The organism is Psychrobacter vallis (genome assembly GCF_904846715.1).
Classification (GTDB): domain Bacteria; phylum Pseudomonadota; class Gammaproteobacteria; order Pseudomonadales; family Moraxellaceae; genus Psychrobacter; species Psychrobacter vallis.
Window position 1 is genome coordinate 229,942 of record NZ_CAJHBU010000003.1, and the last position, 19,821, is coordinate 249,762.

17 protein-coding genes and 1 pseudogene are annotated in these 19,821 nt (G+C 41.3%); 12 read left to right on the forward strand and 6 right to left on the reverse strand.

Annotated features, from left to right (window positions below):
• The first annotated feature begins 169 nt into the window (after positions 1-169).
• The 6 genes from JMY02_RS03470 to JMY02_RS03495 all read left to right on the forward strand — a co-directional run bounded on the left by JMY02_RS03470 (position 170) and on the right by JMY02_RS03495 (position 6,322).
• Positions 170-433, forward strand: coding sequence for a hypothetical protein (locus JMY02_RS03470; protein ID WP_201595188.1), 264 nt, complete (start codon positions 170-172; stop codon positions 431-433).
• Between the two features lie 506 nt (positions 434-939).
• Positions 940-1,191 (forward strand): helix-turn-helix transcriptional regulator, encoded by a 252-nt coding sequence (locus tag JMY02_RS03475; RefSeq protein WP_201595190.1) that lies wholly within the window; start codon positions 940-942, stop codon positions 1,189-1,191.
• 395 nt (positions 1,192-1,586) lie between these two features.
• Entirely contained in the window at positions 1,587-2,093 is a 507-nt protein-coding gene (locus tag JMY02_RS03480) for a spore coat protein U domain-containing protein (RefSeq protein WP_201595192.1), read from the forward strand.
• A 5-nt stretch (positions 2,094-2,098) separates the two neighbouring features.
• Positions 2,099-2,860, forward strand: a complete 762-nt coding sequence (locus JMY02_RS03485) for a fimbrial biogenesis chaperone (RefSeq protein WP_201595195.1) — start codon at positions 2,099-2,101, stop codon at positions 2,858-2,860.
• The gene (locus JMY02_RS03490) at positions 2,811-5,312 is read left to right on the forward strand and encodes a fimbria/pilus outer membrane usher protein (RefSeq protein WP_201595197.1); all 2,502 of its coding nucleotides are present in this window, start codon (positions 2,811-2,813) and stop codon (positions 5,310-5,312) included. Before JMY02_RS03485 ends, JMY02_RS03490 begins: the two co-directional genes overlap by 50 nt.
• Positions 5,312-6,322, forward strand: coding sequence for a Csu type fimbrial protein (locus JMY02_RS03495; RefSeq protein ID WP_201595199.1), 1,011 nt, complete (start codon positions 5,312-5,314; stop codon positions 6,320-6,322). The genes JMY02_RS03490 and JMY02_RS03495 overlap by 1 nt, the downstream gene beginning before the upstream one ends.
• A gap of 702 nt (positions 6,323-7,024) precedes the next feature.
• On the opposite strand, the gene JMY02_RS03500 is transcribed toward JMY02_RS03495, so the two are convergent.
• Positions 7,025-8,143: a hypothetical protein gene (locus JMY02_RS03500; RefSeq protein WP_201595201.1), complete on the reverse strand. Its 1,119-nt coding sequence runs from the start codon at positions 8,141-8,143 to the stop codon at positions 7,025-7,027.
• Between the two features lie 522 nt (positions 8,144-8,665).
• Between JMY02_RS03500 and JMY02_RS03505 the strand changes: the two genes are divergently transcribed.
• The 6 genes from JMY02_RS03505 to JMY02_RS03530 all read left to right on the forward strand — a co-directional run bounded on the left by JMY02_RS03505 (position 8,666) and on the right by JMY02_RS03530 (position 13,721).
• The gene (locus JMY02_RS03505) at positions 8,666-9,580 is read left to right on the forward strand and encodes a YagK/YfjJ domain-containing protein (RefSeq protein WP_201595203.1); all 915 of its coding nucleotides are present in this window, start codon (positions 8,666-8,668) and stop codon (positions 9,578-9,580) included.
• Between the two features lie 130 nt (positions 9,581-9,710).
• Positions 9,711-9,995, forward strand: coding sequence for a hypothetical protein (locus tag JMY02_RS03510; protein WP_201595205.1), 285 nt, complete (start codon positions 9,711-9,713; stop codon positions 9,993-9,995).
• Positions 9,996-10,060: 65 nt separating this feature from the next.
• Complete coding sequence (locus tag JMY02_RS03515) at positions 10,061-11,053, forward strand: DUF932 domain-containing protein (RefSeq protein ID WP_201595207.1); 993 nt, start codon at positions 10,061-10,063, stop codon at positions 11,051-11,053.
• Positions 11,054-11,166: 113 nt separating this feature from the next.
• Positions 11,167-12,270, forward strand: a complete 1,104-nt coding sequence (locus JMY02_RS03520) for a YqaJ viral recombinase family nuclease (protein ID WP_201595209.1) — start codon at positions 11,167-11,169, stop codon at positions 12,268-12,270.
• 131 nt (positions 12,271-12,401) lie between these two features.
• Entirely contained in the window at positions 12,402-13,301 is a 900-nt protein-coding gene (locus JMY02_RS03525; RefSeq protein ID WP_201595211.1) for a recombination directionality factor, read from the forward strand.
• Positions 13,302-13,469: 168 nt separating this feature from the next.
• Complete coding sequence (locus tag JMY02_RS03530; RefSeq protein ID WP_201595213.1) at positions 13,470-13,721, forward strand: helix-turn-helix transcriptional regulator; 252 nt, start codon at positions 13,470-13,472, stop codon at positions 13,719-13,721.
• A gap of 583 nt (positions 13,722-14,304) precedes the next feature.
• Here the strand turns inward: JMY02_RS03530 and JMY02_RS03535 are convergent.
• From JMY02_RS03535 to JMY02_RS03555, 5 genes and pseudogenes are all read right to left on the reverse strand, one after another.
• Positions 14,305-15,516, reverse strand: coding sequence for a glycosyltransferase family protein (locus JMY02_RS03535; RefSeq protein WP_201595215.1), 1,212 nt, complete (start codon positions 15,514-15,516; stop codon positions 14,305-14,307).
• 300 nt (positions 15,517-15,816) lie between these two features.
• Positions 15,817-16,638, reverse strand: a complete 822-nt coding sequence (locus JMY02_RS03540; RefSeq protein ID WP_227678402.1) for an HAD-IIB family hydrolase — start codon at positions 16,636-16,638, stop codon at positions 15,817-15,819.
• 182 nt (positions 16,639-16,820) lie between these two features.
• A pseudogene (locus tag JMY02_RS03545) lies at positions 16,821-17,063 on the reverse strand (IS5/IS1182 family transposase); the annotation flags it as partial.
• 37 nt (positions 17,064-17,100) lie between these two features.
• A complete protein-coding gene (locus tag JMY02_RS03550; RefSeq protein WP_201595217.1) occupies positions 17,101-17,484 on the reverse strand; it encodes a hypothetical protein in 384 nt (127 codons plus the stop codon).
• A gap of 842 nt (positions 17,485-18,326) precedes the next feature.
• The gene (locus tag JMY02_RS03555; RefSeq protein ID WP_227678403.1) at positions 18,327-18,794 is read right to left on the reverse strand and encodes a DUF305 domain-containing protein; all 468 of its coding nucleotides are present in this window, start codon (positions 18,792-18,794) and stop codon (positions 18,327-18,329) included.
• Positions 18,795-19,821 lie beyond the last annotated feature (1,027 nt).

Below are 19,821 nucleotides of genomic sequence, written 5' to 3' on the forward strand. Positions count from 1 at the left end.
ACAATCGTCCATGACTGTAGAACAACAAGCAATATTTGTCATGCCTCTTGATTGCTCAAAAAAGTTATTCATTGTGGCTTATATCAAACTCAAAACCTAATTATGGGTAAGATTAACTTTTTGAGAATGTGTGGTTTTTTAAGTGCTTAGAGGATCTAAGGAGCTCAAAGTGAATAACGAATTGAAAGGGAGTGATTTGACACGAGTGATGTTGGCACGAGGAAAGAAAAAAATATGGTGTGCCGTGTGCGATGAAAGCGATGAACAAGCCATGATGGATCATTATGGTAACGATTTTACAGCTTATATCATGTCATTCCAGAATGGATATTTTTATTGCAGTGCTGGCATGCCATGGAGCTTTGCCGTACCGATTCAAATAAGTGCTGTTACAGAGCATGAAATGGAGAATAGCATTACTAGGGCGTTTTGAACATTGAGCATAAAATGCTAACCAAAAAACAGCGAACCAGTAATCTTTAAGTTCTCATACCAAAAAATCTCGTTCGCTATGCCTCGCACCATGCTCAAAGATGACTACTGAACAATATTAAGAGCTATGTTACTAGAACTGAATATCTATGACAAAGGCACTCTTCGATGCACTATTAACAATGGTCACTTGAATGCAACTGCTCGGCAGTTAGGAATAGCAATACAAAATAGTCTTCTAGACTACTTTAGTGATGCAAACGGCAGTTATAAGGGCAATTATCAGAAGGTGGTCAGCATTGAGTAAGGGCTAAGGAAAAGCGTGATGGCTGTCAGTTAACACCATCGAGCCAAATATGCGACATAAAAAAGGAGCTGATTCATTCAGCTCCTTTTTTATGGCTTTGTTTAAGGCTAACCCTTGGACAGTATGGTATGCCTTAAAAAATATGGGACTCCGTAACTGTATGAGAGAAGAGGCGCTCATTAACTTACGAGGAGATAATCATGGAAAATTTGAACGTAACACAACCTGTAATCGAGCAGTGTAATCATATCCCGCAATTACTAAGTATCAAAGATGTTGGTAGCTACACTGGTCTTAGTCGTTCTAAGATTTACGAGATGATCAATGAAAAATCGGATCGTTACGATCCAACGTTTCTTAAAAAGTTTCAGCTTACGCAGGTAAGGGTAGTGTGGGTAGCAACTGAAATTGCAGAATGGATTAATACAAAGATTGAAGCAAGATTAGTTTAGTCAATGGATCAGCCGCTTTATTTTTGGGTAAAAAGGCTAATTCCACAAAAATACCTATATCATAATTAGTATAAAAATTAAATACTTATTTTGCGAAAGCATAAGCGATCTAGATAATGACCAATTAATAAAAATAACTAATAATCAAACATTTAGCGTGCATTTATAGAAAACATATAATACAATAAATTTACAAACATGATAAACGGTATATATTCACGATAAACGGTTTACAGTTTGTAATGATTGGGTAATCTCGGGTAAGTGTCTTATATCAGTAGATTACCAAAACATATGATTTACACTATCTAACAAGTATTAGGTCAATTATCCATTTAATACTGACTTATATATTACTGAATACTAAGAGTATCTATACTCACTGGAGAATGACCATGACATTTAACAAAAAACTACTTGCCGCTACACTAGTTACTGCTGGTGGATTTGCCGCTATCTCTAGTGCAAATGCTGCTACAGATTCTGGTGCTTTCGATGTTGAACTTGCTGTTACAGCAACTTGTAGCGTAACTTCTGTATCAGGTACTCAAGATATTGACTTTGGTAGTTATGCTGCCGGTGTAGATGTCACAGAAGCTTCATCCTCTAATCCTATTTCAGTCAACTGCTCTAATGGAACAGCCTATAATATTGGTTTAGAAGGCTCAGGATTTTTGACTGATACTGTTGTCCCAGCTAATCAGGTCGCGTATAGCCTGCTAAAAACAACTGGTGGTGACGTTTGGGGAAACACTGCTACGGAAGTTGGGGGTTCAGGTACAGGGATGGCAACTGATCAAGCAAAAACACATACTGTATTTGCATCTTTAGTTGCTGGCAGTACAAACAACCTCCCAGTAGGTATCTATAAAGATAATGTTACTGTCACAGTAACTTACTAATAATTATGCTAAATGTTTGGTCACGCCGTATCGCTAGACCTGTGATTGTCTCCGCCTTGCTGCTGTCGTCTGGTTTGGCAGTAGCGAGCGGCTTGCAGGTTTCTCCCATCTCCTTGAGCTTACAAGCTCGCGAGAACGCCAGTGGGCTGACCCTCAGTAATTCTGGTAACGATAGGGTACATGCGCAAGTGCGCGTGTATCAGTGGTTACAGGATGAACAGGGCGATCAGCTCACGCCGTCGCGAGGATTGTTGGCCAGTCCACCCATGATTGAGCTAAAACCGGGTGAAAAACAACTCATCCGTATCATCCGCGCGAAGGCACCGCCACAAGGCACGGGCGCGGTAGAGGATGCTTATCGTATTTCGGTTGATGAAATACCGGTTAAGTCTGTCAATCAAACGACAGGCTTACAGTTTGCGCTCAGCTACTCCCTCCCCGTATTTGTACAGCCGGTTGGGGTGACTAAAACCAGCCCGAAGTTGCAGTGGAGTACGCATCTGCAGCCTGATGGCAAAGAGATAAAACTCCGCGTCAGCAATAGTGGCAATGGCCGCGCCCAATTGGCTGGGCTGAGCTTTGTGGATACGGCGGGCAATAGTACGGTGATCAATCCGGGGCTGCTAGGGTATGTGTTACCTGGGGCAACTATGAACTGGACGCTGAAAATGCCGCCCTCTGCACTGACGGCAGGCGGTAAATTCAAGGTTATGATGAATGGCACTCAGACGACACCAGACGTCACGATGGACCCGTCCATTCGTTAACGCTTTTTTTCTACAGTGCGTGGCGGTATCTGCCAGTCACGCTGTAGAACTGAACGACATGACTCCTACAGATATAGCTCCTACAGATATAGCTCCTACAGATATAGCTCCTACAGATATTGACGACACCAAACTGTCCCAACTTAATCTAGACAGCGACGATTCTGAAAATGAGGCAGCTGGTTTAGATCTGTATCTGGATGTCACTCTAAATGGTGCCAGTATGGGCTTGACGCATTTCTACTACCGTGACGATCAACTGTGGGCAAGTACCCGCATTTTGCAACAGCTTGGTTTTATAATACCTGCCGATACGACCGAAGCCATACCACTCAATAGCTTACCTGATCTCAAGATTGATTATGACGCTCGCCAGCAATCCGTGCGCCTTATCGCACCTCTAAGTATGCTCAATTTGGGTACCACCGTCTATAGCACGCGCACCAATAAACGCCCGCAGCCCACGGCATCGTCTGGCATGTTGCTCAATTACAATATCTATGGCACGCAAACTCAAAACAGCGCTAAAAGCCTCAGCGCTTATACCGAGCTGCGCGCGTTTAATAATTTTGGTGTGCTCAGCTCCACTGCTTTAACCACTGCCAATCGCCCTGCTGATAGCGATGCTAATAGCAGTGATTGGGACAGTCGCACCGTGCGTCTGGACACCAGCTGGAGCAAATCCTACCCCGATCAGATGATAACGGTTCGTGCAGGTGATATTCTCACGGGCGCTCTGTCATGGACGCGGCCTACGCGTTTGGGCGGTCTACAAATTGGTACCAATTTTAACCTCCAACCCTATAAGTCAACCACGCCCTTGCCGTCATTTTTTGGCGAGGCCACGCTGCCATCGGCAGTAGAGCTTTATGTCAATGGTCTCAAGCAATACAGTGGGGATGTACCTGCTGGACCATTCGAGCTCAATACAGCGCCGAGCTTCAGTGGCGCGGGCACGGCTCAGCTGGTGGTGACCGACGCGTTAGGGCAAAGCACCACGCTGAATTTTTCTTTATATGACGCGCATCGTTTACTACAGCCCGGACTTTCTGACTGGTCCGTAGAGCTTGGGGCGGTGCGTGAAAACTACGGCAACCATTCTTTTGATTACGGCAGTAATATTGCTGCCAGTGGGACATGGCGTTATGGGGTGAATGACCGCTTTACTGCAGAGACTCATGCTGAAGTCACCAATGACCTTAGTAATGCGGGTGTGGGCGGCACTTGGCTGCTTGGTCGATCAGGCGGTATATTATTTGTGTCATTAGCGGGCAGCGAGAGTCAAGGTCAGGATGGTATGCAATACAGCGCAAACTACTCATGGAATAACAGCCGCTTCAATATTGGTGTCAGTGCCACGGGGACCACTGGTGATTATCGTGATGTGGGCACGCAATACGGCTCTGCGCCCGCTCGCCGAAGTGAGCAGATCTCAACCGGTTATAGTACGCAGGCTCTGGGCCGTTTCGGCGTGAGTTATAATCAGGTGGCGCAGACACAGCGCGAGACCACCCAATTTGCCAGTGCCTATTGGTCCAAGTCCTTTGGTCGCCGATTGAACGTGAGCGCTAACTACAATCACGATATCAATGACTCTGCTAATAACAGCGCTTATCTTGGCGTTTCCCTGTCGCTGGATCGCAATATGTCACTGAGCAACAGCGTACAGTACACCGATGATAGCACTGCCTTTGCCACTGATGTGTCGAGGCCTGCTCCGAATGCAGGCGGCATTGGCTGGCGGGCGCAAGCGCGGCACAGCCTAGAAGGCAGTCCGGATAGAGGAGACAGCACAGACGGTCTTGCTGAGCTAAATTACCGTGGGCGCTACGGTCAAGCACAAGCAGGTATTCGTAGCAACGATGGTGATTATGCAAGCTATGCCAGTGCCACAGGTGCGCTGGTTAAGATGGGCGGCGGACTCTTTGCGACTCGTCAAATCAATAGTGGTTTTGCCGTCGTCTCCACAGGTGGTATCGCCAATGTGCCCGTCTCGCTGCAAAACAGTCCTATTGGGACGACCAATAGCCGAGGTCTGTTATTGGTATCACCATTGAACGCTTATCAAGGCAATAAGATCGGTATTAACCCGATGGAGTTGCCCGCTGACCTACGTATTGATAAGGTGAGTATTGAGGCCACACCTACGGATCGCGCCGGTGTGCTTGTTAATTTTGGTATCACGCCTGTGCGCTCTGCCTCTGTTATCTTAACAGACAGCGATAACCAGCCGCTGCCGCTTGGCAGTCAGGTACGCCAGCTTAGCAATAAAGACGTGCCATCGACTGTCATTGGTTTTGATGGGGAGGTATATCTGGACACACTTGATGAACACAATGTGCTGGAGGTGACGACTCCCGCTGGTGATGTTTGCACGGTTAGCTTTGATTATTCCAAGCAGGGTGATGAGATTCCACTCATTGGCCCCTTTATCTGCCAAAAGGTACAATGATGATGAAATTATTCCAATGGCGTTACGGCTTGTTATTGCTACCAGTCGCGTTGTGGTTATCGATCAATAGTGCGCAGGCTGATATCACTTGTACAGCCAACATGAATAACGGTACTGTGAATATCAGCAACACCATTACGCCTACCAACGCTAATGATGCCCAAATTACTGCCACCTTAACCTACAGCTGTACTAATAATGTCGCTTCGGAACGATATGCTTCGCTCTGCCTTGGGGTTGATGGAGGCGACTTCGACAGTGCGACGCTCAATCCGCGTTATATGACGGGGCCTAATGGTTCCAAGCTGGCATTCACGATGACACGGCCAGACGGTAGCCTTTGGGGCAATAGTAGTGACTCTATATATCAACCAGCGACTTTCCTCATTGGACCAAATGCAACGGTTAATGGCAGCGCGGTTATCACCGTCTCCCTGCTGCCAGGCTTTGGCAACACTCTTGCCACCCAAGGATTCCACAGCAGTGATTTCAGTGGTAACCACACGACACTCACGTACCAATCCGATATCGTCGCTCCGACTTCATCTGATTGCAACAGTGGGATCCAAGAACCAAGTCAGTTCCCGTTTAAAGTGCAAGCTACCGTGGTCAACGAGTGTAAAATAAACACCACATCTAACATTGTCTTAGGTAGTCGTCCAGCAAGTACCACCAGTTTTACTGGCAGCAATAACCAAGCTATCGACATGACCTGCACCAATGGCGCTCTTTATAATATCGGTTTGGCGCCGTCTAATGGGGATACAAATGGTGCGGGCGTTATGACAGACACGGAGAGTAACAACTATCAACTCCCTTATCAGCTACTCTCAAACTCCACGGGAACAGCATGGGGCAATAACGGTAATACGTATGCTACTTTAACCAATGGCGTCACTGGCAATGGTAATGGCACCGCGCAATACCATACGGTCTATGTTACTGTGCCAAACTCTGACGTTAAGCCTGCTAACTATGCTGATACCGTAACGATTCATGTAAATTATTAGACTTTTTGGCTAAGTCATCGTTAGCCCTCGAATAGTAGGTTTTTTTAAAGAAAATACTAGGGCGTGTTTGATAATTCGACCATGGCACTGACAGCGACTATTTTTTAGGCGATTCGCAGGTAAAAATAGTGAGTATAGTCATTCTATACGTCTATTTTTATCAATGAAGCGGCAAAAAAGAGTCCTGTCCCCTGCTTTTATTATTGGGGCTGATGCTAAAACTGCCCCATACGGTGTTGCAAGTCTCGCTAAGGTATTAACATTATCATCGACTTGCGCCTTGTCTGGAACCGTTTTAGCAATCAGCAGTGCCTATTTGTGAATGTTAAACACGCCCTATTCAAATAGCGAGTGCAGAATGAGTTTTAAATTAGTGCAGAATAAATTCGCAAATTATACTGATACCCAATGTATATTTAAAAACCAGTGTACATCAGATGCATGGATTGGGATAGATAGAGCAGGACAGTATAGAACACCAGATACAACAAAGCCCCTGATATCAGGGGCTTTAGAGGCTCTATAAGATAGTATAGAACTATGTATTGGTACCAGTGGTCGGAACGATAGTATATGATTAAGTATTTGATTTTTATAATTATTTTAAAATGTAAAAGCCATAGTGTACATGTTAGTGTACATGATATTATAATTTCACTATTTATCAATAATGATCAGATAAATAAATTTTATCACAAAATACTAAATATTAGCAGTCTGGTGGGCCGTGTTGATAATATCAGTAAGCATTTCAACTGAGTTTATACCGTAAGCGCTGGATAATTCAGACAACTGCTTTTTAGCTTTTCTTGTTAGAAGAAGATCCTGAGCGGCATCTATATCTGTTTTGTCTCTAAACTTTTTCTGGCTCCATGCTTTACGCATATTTGAGATGAAATATTTCTTATTAGGGCTAGGGGCATATGGATAACTAGTATTATGGTTATTGTCGAATGCATCTAAACTTGCACAAATTTGGGCGAATAGGTCTTCATTATTCTGAGCTAGAAATAATTGAGGTTTGATTAGTATTCCTGCTTTATCAAGATAATTCCAAGCCCAGTATAATTGATTATTATCTTCAGTTTTAATCCAACTAGTGTATTCACGCTTTGTATGTATAAGATTATAAAGGATTTTTGCAGTAATAATAAACGTTGATTTTGATTCTAGGGCAAAATTAAACTGGGTAAAAATAGATGTTTTTGCCTCTGTCTCCACACTAGTAGAATTGTTTTTTTGAGTCTGCTGTTTATTTGTACTGTCATTAAACGACGTAGGATTTACTTCTACGTTATTCATTGTATGACTAGGCTTATTTAATACCTCGTTCATATCTATTGTAAGATGGCTATATTTTGTCTTTATCGGATATGATTGAGAAACACTATATTGTACAGGAAAGTTATGTGCACTTAAAAAAGGATGATTGGGACTTGATAACATAACTTGAAAAAAAGCACAGTCAAATCCTGCTATAAGATTATCGATGAAACTGCTGTTATTATTAATACAAAAAGTGGGTAAAAAGCCGTTACCCTTTGCAAACATATAATTATAAAACCATATTAATATTCTAATATTGCTCTTGAGCCATTCTATGTCTTTATCTGATATAAGAACTGATTGTACGTTACTTAATAAATCGGATACGCCTTCTACATCATTTCCATATATAACTTTGGCTAAATAATTATTATCATTATTTATAATAATAGACGGGATCTGTGACCGTAACATAGTTAGGGCTACAGCAGTTTCTCTCCCAGTAAGCTTCGTTATCTTGCTTAAGATATCATCTTTATCTAAGGTACTATCCATAAACTAGCTTACCTTCATAATGTATTTTTGAATGATTTAAAAAGAATTTTAGTTAACACTTTCATTGCATTAATAAAGTATTTTGATAATGTTTATAAAGTAATTCAAAAGCACTAACGTAGTATTGTTAGTAATACTTTTATTTGAAAAAGCCCAATATACAAGCATTTAAAAAGAAATAAAATGCTTTTATCATGAGAAATATGTTCTATAAAATTATGTAGTAGTTACTGATGCTTTTATTCTGTACGCATACCTTGCCTCTCCAACTAACTCCACTCCAGTAAAAACTCCAACGCAGACAGTAATTCTGCATCAGCTCTGATAAAAAACTATTAAGCACACAAGCAAAAAGCTACTCTCTAGCAGCTCATTCTTAGTGGGTTATTTATATTATTACTATTAGGCTTACTGCTTATTTGAGCTAAACGCCTATCGCTTAGCACTGATCCATCCCTCTATAAAATTAAAAAAATACAGACTGATCTTACCCTATGAAATCAACTTCATAGGAATCCTACCATGTCTTACTCACACCTGAACCAACCGCTTGTTGTCGCAAACGTTCATAATCTCGTCACAGACATACTGGCAAATATAATCAGTTTTAACGAAACTAGAGACAAGCTGAACGGGTTGTATTACCCGTTCATGACGCATCTTAATACTGAGTTATTTTATTCACAGCCAGCCTTAGCATTTTTTAGTAGCACTCAATCTATTGTTGGCGATACTTATCCTATTAATGTCGTTTGGAACCATGATAAAACACAGCGTTTTATCAATATGCTGTCATGTTATAGAAATGACATTGAGCGTGAAATTATAACGTTCAGCTATCAGGAGTCTCAAAACAAAAGAGAATTAGAGCACTACGTAAACTGCCTGATTAACCATTACTCACGACTGCTCTTTATACGTATCGACCTAAAATACGCAAAAGAAACGAGCCACCATGTGTCCATTGAGGATTTTGACTATCACATGAGTAAATTTCGAGAGCTTATCGGTAATAAGAAAACATGCTTTGAGCATCTACAAGGCAATGCATGGGCTCTTGAACAAGGTGGTGTTGAGGGCGGATTGCACTGTCATTTGCTTCTGATGTACGACGGTTCTAACAGACAGAATGATGGGTATTTGGCTCGTGAGGTGGGCGAGAAGTGGAAGATGATGACAGGGGGTCTAGGTGAATACTATAGCTATCACGATACAAAGACTAAGCAACGTTATGGACGAAACGGTAAATTAGGTATTGGCATGATTCATCAAAATAATCCTATTGAAGTTGAGAATGCCTTACGTACTGCACTTTATTTAACTAAGCCTGAAAAAATCGATCAATACCTAAAAGTAAAGGTGCCAAGTATGCGAACTTTTGGCCATGGTATTTATAGAACACCCAAGCGTAGAGGCTTGCCACTCATATCAAAATAGTTTCAGATATACAGTATCCCCATGAGATGAGGTAAGGAGCCATCGCTTCCTTATCCGTCGAACCCTAAACGCCTCATCAAGGTCTGCTTTATAGCAGGCCTTTTTTATGCGCCACTATCAAGGAGACCCTATGAAACGCATCTGTCCAAGCTGTCATTCCGCACACGTCATCGAAAATATAGACACCCATCAAAGCATGACAGCGCCGCTGTGCTCACCAAAACTGCTTGCGGGTCTTGGTGTTAGCGTCTGCAAGTATTACAAGATCAACCCTATGATTGGCATGGTCGCAGGCAGCGCCCTTGCCACCGTAATCAATCTGGCACAACAAAGGCTGATGCAGCCGCCACTACTTAGAGTGGCTGTACAGCCGCGCTATTTGTGCACTACCTGTCAGCATACCTTTAGCGTCTGACGTCCTCATTTATTCACGTATTTATCAAACCACTTATTTTATCGAACAATAAAGGAGCAATACTCATGGCACACTTAATCGAAACAATGGCCTACGTCGGTGAAACCCCTTGGCATGGCTTAGGTAATGAGCTCGCACCCAAGCAGCCTATCGAAGTATGGGCGAAGCAAGCGGGTATGGACTGGCGTATTGAATCCTCAGACGTTAGCTACATGGCAAACAATGATAAAGGGCACAATCTTATTCTACCCTTTGCTGAGCAGAAGGTGCTTTATCGTAGTGATAACTTTGAGCCGTTATCCGTGGTCAGTCAACGCTATCAAGAAGTCCAGCCGCGCGAGATTTTAGAGTTCTATCGGGATCTGACTGAAAAGTCTGACTTTGAATTAGAAACGGCTGGTGTCTTGAAAGGCGGTCGTAAGCTCTGGGCGCTCGCTAGGACAGGCCAGTCAGCCACGCTTAAGGGTAAAGACGTCAGTAATGGTTACCTTTTGCTGGCAACCGCTTGTGATGGCACGCTAGCCACCACCGCACAATTCACCTCCATCCGTGTGGTCTGTAATAACACGCTGGCGATTAGCTTAGCTAACGGCAATGGTGGCATGGTGAAAGTACCACATAGCACCTCTTTCGATGCCGACAAAGTCAAACAACAATTAGGCATCTCTGTTAAGCAGTGGAATGAGCACGCTTATGAGATGAAGCAATTGTCAGAGCGACGTGTGACCCAAGCAGAAGCGGCCAATTACTTAAGCCGTGTGTTTAACGATCAGGACAATGATCTGATTCTGTTTAATGCTGCTAAGAGAGAAAAAGAGGCTGTGCCCAATGCAAAAGCGATGAATCAGGTAATGAGTATGTTTAACGGTCAAGGTCGCGGGGCCGATCTTGATGCTGCCAAGGACACCGCTTATGGTTTGCTATGCAGTATCACGGAATACGTTGATCATGAACGCAGAGCCATGTCGAGAGACCATAGATTAGACGGTGCTTGGTTTGGCTCTGGCGCTAAGCTCAAACAAAAAGGCTTAGAGGAATCGTTACTGCTGCTGGCTTAATCAGCGAGTCTCTAACTGCTGATAGCACAATGAACACAATCAACCACGCTCAAGGGCGTGGTTTTTTTATGCCGTTTATTTAACCAATAACAAATCCAACGAAGGAATTCACCATGAACATGATTGCATTAAACACCAGCACTCAGCCAAGACAGGCTAAGCGGACAACCGTCAAGGTTAAGACGCCGCTACAGGCTAAGTCCAAGGTAGACAATAAACCCGCTAAGCCGTCTGCTAACTCATCAACGCCTGCAAAGCGTCTGATAAATACCAAACACTTAAGCCATGACAAGTGGCTTGAGATTCGCAAACAAGGCATTGGCAGTAGTGACGCTGCAGCTGCCTGTGGTATCCATCCGTACTTGTCCATGCTTGAGCTATGGATGATCAAGACAGGACGTATGAGCGCAGATATCGATGAGAGCATTGAAGGCTATTCACCGCTGTATTGGGGCAATACGCTTGAGCCGATGGTGGCTAAATACTACCAAGAACAGACAGGCAATAAGGTACGGCGGGTCAATGCCATTTTGCAGCATCCCGATCCTGATAAAGCCTTTATGCTGGCCAATTTAGATTATGCCATTACAGGCAATGATGAGGTGCAGATTCTAGAGTGCAAAACCGCTGGTGAACATGGTGCGAAATTATGGAAGCATGGTGTGCCTTTGTATGTGACGTGCCAAGTACAGCATCAGTTGGCAGTCACAGGTAAACAAGCTGCCCATATTTGTGTGTTGCTTTGTGGACACGAGGCGAAGATTTATAAGGTTGAGCGTGACGAAAGCTTGATTGAATCCATTATCGAACATGAGCGCCTATTCTGGCAATACGTAGAAACGGACACGCCACCAACCCCGGATCATAGCGAGTCAGCCGCGCGTGCATTAAAGCTGCTTTATCCAACCCCTAAACCCTCAAGCAAAATTGATTTGCGAGAAGATGACCGCGCAAATAGCTTGTTCGCTAAGCTGGTTAATCATCGCATGTCTATTGAAGCGCTAGAGCAACGTCATGACCAGATTAAGCATCAACTACAAACGCTTATTAAAGACAATGAGGTCGCGATCTTTGGTAAAGGTGCTATTTCATGGAAACGGTCTAAAGATAGTGTCGGTCTTGATAGTAAGGCCATTGCTAAAGCGCATCCTGAATTGCTCACGCAGTTTAGTAAAACCAAGCACGGTAGCAGACGCTTTGTCATTATTAATGACTGAGCCATCAGTCACTTAACCATCAACACAACCATTAACCAATCAAAGCAAATCAATCAATCACAGTGCATAACTGCCCACCTCTCAAAGGTGGGCTTTTTTATGGCTCATAAAAACACATAAGGAATATCAGCATGATTAAAGGTCTCACTATAACCCCACCTGTACTCGGTCGTATCAGCATTGGCCGTGTCATTGAAAAGGATGGCAAACGTCTTCCTGCCAAAGACGATCAATTCACCATCACCAGCCAAATCCAAAATAAAGACGGCTGGATCAATCACCCACTTGATGAAAAGCTACGGGCAAATAATGACGGTAAGCTCAGACAAATACCCGTGCGCATGCTGTTTAATGACCCTGAATTAAACCTTCGTGCTGAGTACACCTTGTTTGATAGACAAACCGGACGGCCATTATGCGTGGGTGACGGTGAACAGTGTCAGCGCAGAACCAATAAGGGCGTTGAGCAATTGCCTTGCCCATCCCCTGATCGCTGTCCACTAGCACAAGGCGGTGCTTGCAAACCCTATGGCAGACTCTACGTGAATCTGAGTGAAGACGATGAGCTGGGTACATTTATCTTTAGGACGACAGGCTTTAATAGTATTCGCACACTGGCAGCTCGCTTAAGTTACTTTGCCGCCGTATCTGGCAATAAGCTGTCATGCTTGCCATTGCAACTGACGCTCAGAGGTAAAAGCACCACGCAAAGCTATCGTACGCCGATCTACTTTGTAGATTTGACGCTACGTAATGATGTGACACTCAAACAAGCAGTACAAGATGCACAGGCAATTGATAAAGAGCTTATCGAACACGGCTTTGATCAAGCAGCGTTAGAGCATGCAGCCAAACAAGGCTATGTCAATTCCTGCTTTGAGATTGATAGCGATGGTCTGCTTGATGTGGCTGAAGAGTTTTATCCGATGGAGACAGAGGATGCAAACGGCAGTCATCAAAATGGGTTAGCGACGCAGAACGTAACCAGTATTGAGCAGGGGCTACGGAAAAGTGTGACAGCGGTGAGTTAACACTATTAAGTCAGATATACGACATAAAAAGGAGCTGATTCATGCAGCTCTTTTTTTTATCGTCTGAATCAAGGCTAACCATCGGACGGTATGGGATGCCGTAAAAAAATATGGGACTCCGTAACTGTATGAGAGATGACGCTCTCATTAACTTACGAGGAGATAATCATGGAAAATTTAAACACAGCACAGCCAGTAATCGAGCAATGTAATCATATCCCACAGCTATTAAGTGTTAAGGATGTTAGCCATTATACTGGTCTTAGTCGTTCTACGATTTATGAAATGATCAATGAAAAATCTGTTCGTCATGATCCAACATTCCCTAAAAAAGTACAACTTACACAGGTGAGAGTAGTATGGGTAGCGAGTGAAGTTGCAGAATGGATTAATACTAAGATAGCTGAGCGCTCAACCTAGACTTATCGAACCGCCTTAACGCTAAGAGTAGGGCGGTTTATTTTTTGTTAGATTTTACGATTTTTAAGAGTGAAGTGAGATAGCCTTCAACCAACCTCATGTATTTTTTTATAGCAGAATACCAAATACGCTTTCATCTATATAACTATAGATGATCTAATATAAGTGGTTCGATGATAGATGTCTGTTTTGAGTGGCCTATTAATATATTAGAGCATACTTACAGCTGGTTTCCGTAGGGTATATCCTAATCAGATTATTGTGCTAAAAGTTTAGGGACATAATTAATATAGGGGCTGTATAGAATTCAAATCAGCGGCAACCAAATAAAGACACAAGCTAGTATGATCGCAGCCCATTAACTGTCTTTAAGCTTATTATAGTCTGAATTCGGGATAAGCCTGTGCTTAAGTTGTTGATACTATTTGCATAATTATTATGTGACCTTATAAAGTCATGCTTTTGACAGTAGTTTATAGAGAAACCTGCCTTCAAAGACTTAGCTGGTCTTCAAGAGTAATAGAAAATATCAATACTATCAGCAGCTTAATGGATCACTTATCCCGAACTAGGGTTATAACTATCATTTTGACTCCTCCTTTACCATCGCTCTAAATCTATCGGAAAAGTCAGGTAAAACGGAACGCACTGTAATCCACGGAGAGAGGGATGCAACACCCATTGGATCCTCATAAAACTCAGCTGCAGCTTCTTTGATAGCCTCTTCAAAAGCTTCGACTGCCCTTATCTCATTTTGGCGGTTATACTCAAGGGCATTTATCTTACTGAGTGCATTGTACTTTGAAATCTCAATACGCGACTGCTGGTAGTATGAAGCAAGGAGTGTTTTAAAAGAGGCTTCTGAAAAAACCACTCCCTCTTGAGCTAAAATTCTAAAAAGAGTTTTAGCTATATCGTTTGCCATCTTGTAAATGCCACCACCTTCACTTTTTGAGCCTAAGTCTTGATGTTTATGCTCATAACTCTCCATGATTTCTGTTTGACAGATACGACGGCTTGAGGTGTTGTTATAAACTTCTGAGAGTGTTGAAATCTCAAGCCCCCAAGTAGGAGAAATCCCAATACCACGACCAAGAGAGCGGATAAATGCGAACTCTCCAGAGAGGGCATAACGAAAACTCTGCATATACTCCAAGTAGTGGTTTGAGCCAAAAGTAATCTTGAGGGCTTTTATGAGTGGTGTATAAAAAAGACGGGTCACTCGACCGTGGAGCTTGTTTGTAACGCGAGAGTAATAGCCTTTGTTAAACTCAAAATCAAGTCCTGGGTGTACTATGGGGTAAAAAAGCCGTGCAACAAGCGCTCGTGAGTAGTTTACTATGTCACAATCATGCAGGGCAAAAGCATAGTTATCTTCATTTGTGAGACCATAACCTATCATCGTCCAGACATTACGACCTTTTCCTGGAGTGTCTAAACCAGGAAAACCCTCATCTGTAAGCTCTTTATATATCTTTTTTACGTCTGGACCATCATTCCAAAGTACCTCAACACTACACTCCAAAATGCTCATACGCTTCTTTACTTCTAAAAACTGCTCCTCAGTTGCACAGTCGAGTCCAAGTATAATTTTATAGAGATACTTCACGTTTTTAAGCTCATCAATAATAGTCTGCATCGCTGGCGTTTCAAACTCTGAGTAGAGAGCGGGAAGTAAAAGCACCATATTTCTGCGTTTTGAAAAGTGCAATAATTCTTCTTCTATGCTTTCTAAGGAGCGATTTCCCACATTCTGTAGTGTTGTTATAACGCCGTTTTGAAAAAAATCTGACATCTTATTCTCCCTTCTGATGTTATCTCATAATAACTAGACTGCCATGATTTTTCAAAACCTCGCAGTGACAGCAAGTGTCATTGCGAGCGAAGCGCGGTACTCTAACCTTCACGGTTACCTTTTATTATTATCGCTACATCTATTATATTTGTGCCACTACAATATTATGTTTAGGGGGGGGTACCATATTTCTTGCTACCTACACTTAAAATATTTTCTTCAAGCTAGCAATATTTTGAGATGAATTTTTTTAGCAAAGACGCCTCAAGTGCATCGGCAAATATCTCTCTTGCAAGCGCTTTAGAGTTCATCAAATATCTCCAGTATAGAGCTATTCCAACCTTTTGGTCCTGGGTAGTCTGCTCTTTTTATATCTGCGTTTCCTATGGCGCTAAAAGAGCCATCATAGAGGGGAACTAAAACACCAATATCTGCTTTTTTTATCATAGTAAAGTCATTTGCACTATCACCAAGGGCTATCTTGGTGCACTTTTGGTTGTAATACTCTTCATACATGTGAGCAAGTGTAAGCATGGCATTTGCTTTGTCTTGTAGGAGTGAGACAAGGTGAAAAAATCTTCCCCCTTTTACTATATCAAAGCCATCTTCATTTGCCTCTTTTTTAAGAGCCTCAAGCTCTCTTTCGTCTTGCATCAAAAAAGGCTCACTAAAGTCACGTTTCATGGCATTTAGGCTTTCTTCTCTTGGCAAACCTGTATGCTGTATTACTTCATCAACACTCATATCTCCAAAACCTTTTATAGAGTAGCTCCGTTTCATGTGTGTGAAAAAAAGTCTCAGTTCGATGTAGGAGTACGCCTTAGAGAATTTTATCCACTTCTCTTTAAACGTCACCTCTTTTGCAAGTACACACTCTGAGGGCACAAATATCCCAGCACCATTCTCAACAATAAAAGGCTGCCGCATGCCTAACTCTTTTTGAAGCACTACTACTTCACTAAAGGTTTTGCTCGTAGCGATAATGAGAGGGATTGAGCGATATTGTAAAAGTGCTAAGGCCTCTTTTGCAGGAGCGAAACTATAATCCTGGTGATTGAGTAGTGTTCCATCTAAATCGGTAAATACAAGATATCTCTTCTTCATAGCAGTATGATACGACACAATTATTTGTCATGGTCGACTTATTTCAGACCACTTCTTAGAGGTTTTTATTTAAATAAATGCAGTCGAAAATGCCATGGGATCTCTCATGACATCCAGCACTTTAGAACAATCCTTTGAGCAATTACTTTATGGACTAATAACTTGGGTTTATTACACTTAGATTAGGGACTGTATAGAATTCAAATCAAAGGCAACCAAATAAAAACACAAGCTAGTATGATCGCAGCCCCGTAACGGTCTTTAAGCTTCTCATAATGAGTGGCGATGCCTCTAATCAACCTAGCAAAAGCATTTTCTACCAAATGGCGGCAGCAATATAAATATCAATCCAAAGTATCGTTATTGCTTTTAGAGTTAGACTTAACCGGTATGACCGACTCAGCACAGTGCTTAAAGACACACGCTCTAATGTCGCTACTATCTACTTATAGGTAGATTCTACTCTGTGGCATCTACAATTTACTGAGTACTTTCTACTGGGTCTTGATTGAAACTCGTATTGTTTTCATCTACCATTGTGGTATCACTAATTACTGAGCCATCAGTCATTTCATCGGTTATGGTACTATCCGTCATTGTATCGGTAGTGGCTGTACCAGCTGGATCCATGGTACTGTCTGTATTTGCCATTCCCATATCCGTAGTTGTTTCACCCGTAGTAGTGTCCGTACCTACTTCAGTATCAGTCGGTTCTGTTCCAACAGCAGTAGCTTCAGTCGTGTCCATCGTACTATCTGGCGTCTCTTCCACTTCATTACTGCAAGCACTAAGTGCCACAACGCTGACCAGTAACGCGATCCAGAGTTTACTTTGAAATGCATGGTTAGAAGTTATTGTCTTCATTTTAATATCCTTAATAAAATTAAGATAAATCATTGATTATAGTATTGAACATTGCAACTTAACCATTACTTTAAATGAATCCTAATATTAATATATATACCAACTAAGAGATTTTTGTTAAATTTTGATAGCTTTTAATAAATTTTTAATAATAATGTTAGTAATGTAAATCATTATATGAGCAATACTTTATAAATGGGATATAGGCTCCTGATATTTAAAAATGTTATTGATCAAATTAAACAAACGATTATTACTATGAGTGAGCTCAGCGTTTCAACTATAGCCCGACAGGTATCAGTAAAGCCTTAAAAACTACTGGTATTAGCAAAAAATATGCTTTAACGCCTAGAGCTTGTCCTATAAAAACAACAGCTTATCTAACTAGTATTAACGACTACATTTCTTAGGGCTTTGCTACTGTATGGATGAGAGTGAAATGATTTACTATCGACAATGGTTAAATTATATAGTGACAAACGTAGAGAATATATAAGGTAAAGTAAAGCTTTTGCATTTTGTCAATTGAGATGACTTTATACAAGGGCCACAAAAAAATTAAACAAGGTGACCTATAAGGAAAACTCTTTAATAATATGTCGAAGATTAAAGAGTGCTATAGTGCTATTTGGGACTAAAAATTGACGATATATGCTAATCTCAAGTCAAAACTAACTATGCTCACTCATTACAATTAACAGGAGGTAATATTAAAATCACTAGAGATGAAAAATCGAGGATTGATGATCGCCTTATCCTTGTGAGTCAAGCTGAAATAGCCAAGCGTCGTTGTATCAATGCAGCGACAGTCAGGAGTTTTTCGTAGGTAACTTCCCTGTGCTTTACTCAAGCTCTTCAATAAGCGCTTGCATCTCAGCTATTTCACGCTCCTGTGCTTTTATAATATCGTCAGCAAGTTTACGTACGCGCGGGTCTTCGATATCAGCGCGACTACTGGTGAGAATGGCTATTGAGTGATGAGGTATCATTGCCTGCATCCAATCAACTTGATTAACCGTTGCTTGTGATCTCACGCCCCAAATACCGATCGCAAACATCAACACGCTCAGACCATAAATCGTCAAATTGACCTTAGTTTTCTTATACATATTGGTCATAAAGGCCAACATGACCACTGCCATACCTGCACCCATATACAGTGCCATATAGGCTCTAGTCTCACTAAAATAAATATGATCCCATTGGTAGGTATTGAAATACATCATGACATACATGATGATAGTTGATGTTAAAATCATCAGGGTGAATTTTACATAAGGGTTCATATTTTTTTGCTTAGAAGCTTCCATGATATGACCTCCATAACTTTATTAAATTATAACGGGTAGCGATTTAAAACTAAAATTTGGTACTCGTCGTTAAAATCCTAAATTTAAGTACTAAAAATTAAAAAAATACTTTCTAATGCTTTTACATAAGCCATATACAACTTTATTAGTGATAAATAGGTAGTTTTGAGATTCAAATTGAACTTGTCATTTTTATATAGCCTATTCCACCATACTTCAAATCTCTTAACTCTAGGATTTTATGGGGGCTATATCATATAATTTATTGAGTTATCTGTACACATATAAAACCGTTGGTTGACTCAGTCATTGTGAGTTACCATCTTAAATGTAAGGTAGTCTAAATTTTATATCGCCTATCTATTAATGGTATAACCGACTAGTCCTTTAATGCAAAGTTCTAAATCTTCTGATAAGTAAAGATAATATTCACTTTTTCAAATATAATTAATAACACTGAGCCTTTTAATAACGTTTACGATATTTTATGACTTCTATGGACTCAAAAATACACTATTTGTTACCTATAATTTAGTTTTAGTCCTATTTTCCCACCAGCTAGATAAAGCTTTTATTATTATCTTCAGCCGTTTTCCAGCCACTAGTACATCCCCATTATTATCTCCTGTCTTTTCAAAAGTTCTGCTTTTGACGCTATACTCTAGCCTATAACTCTATTACTTTAATCTAACTCCTGTCAATTCTCTTATATCATAAAATCCAATTCTAAATTTTCTCTAGAGTAGCTTCGTTCTGTCTAAAAAATTAAAAAATATTCATTATTTCATTGATATGGGTAATAAATGACATTTATTGCCTATCTATTATTTATGTTGCTCAGTCTAAATTAGTTGTCTTTGATAATAGTGTAAAAAGAGGATAGGTACATCGGATATTGGAACAGAACATATGCTACAACCATTCTAATGGTGGTTAGCTTTTAAGGTTTTGTATAACCTTACTCAGAAATATACTCATATAAGTCTATTCTATTAAAATAAGATTTCGTATATTTAATAAATAATTC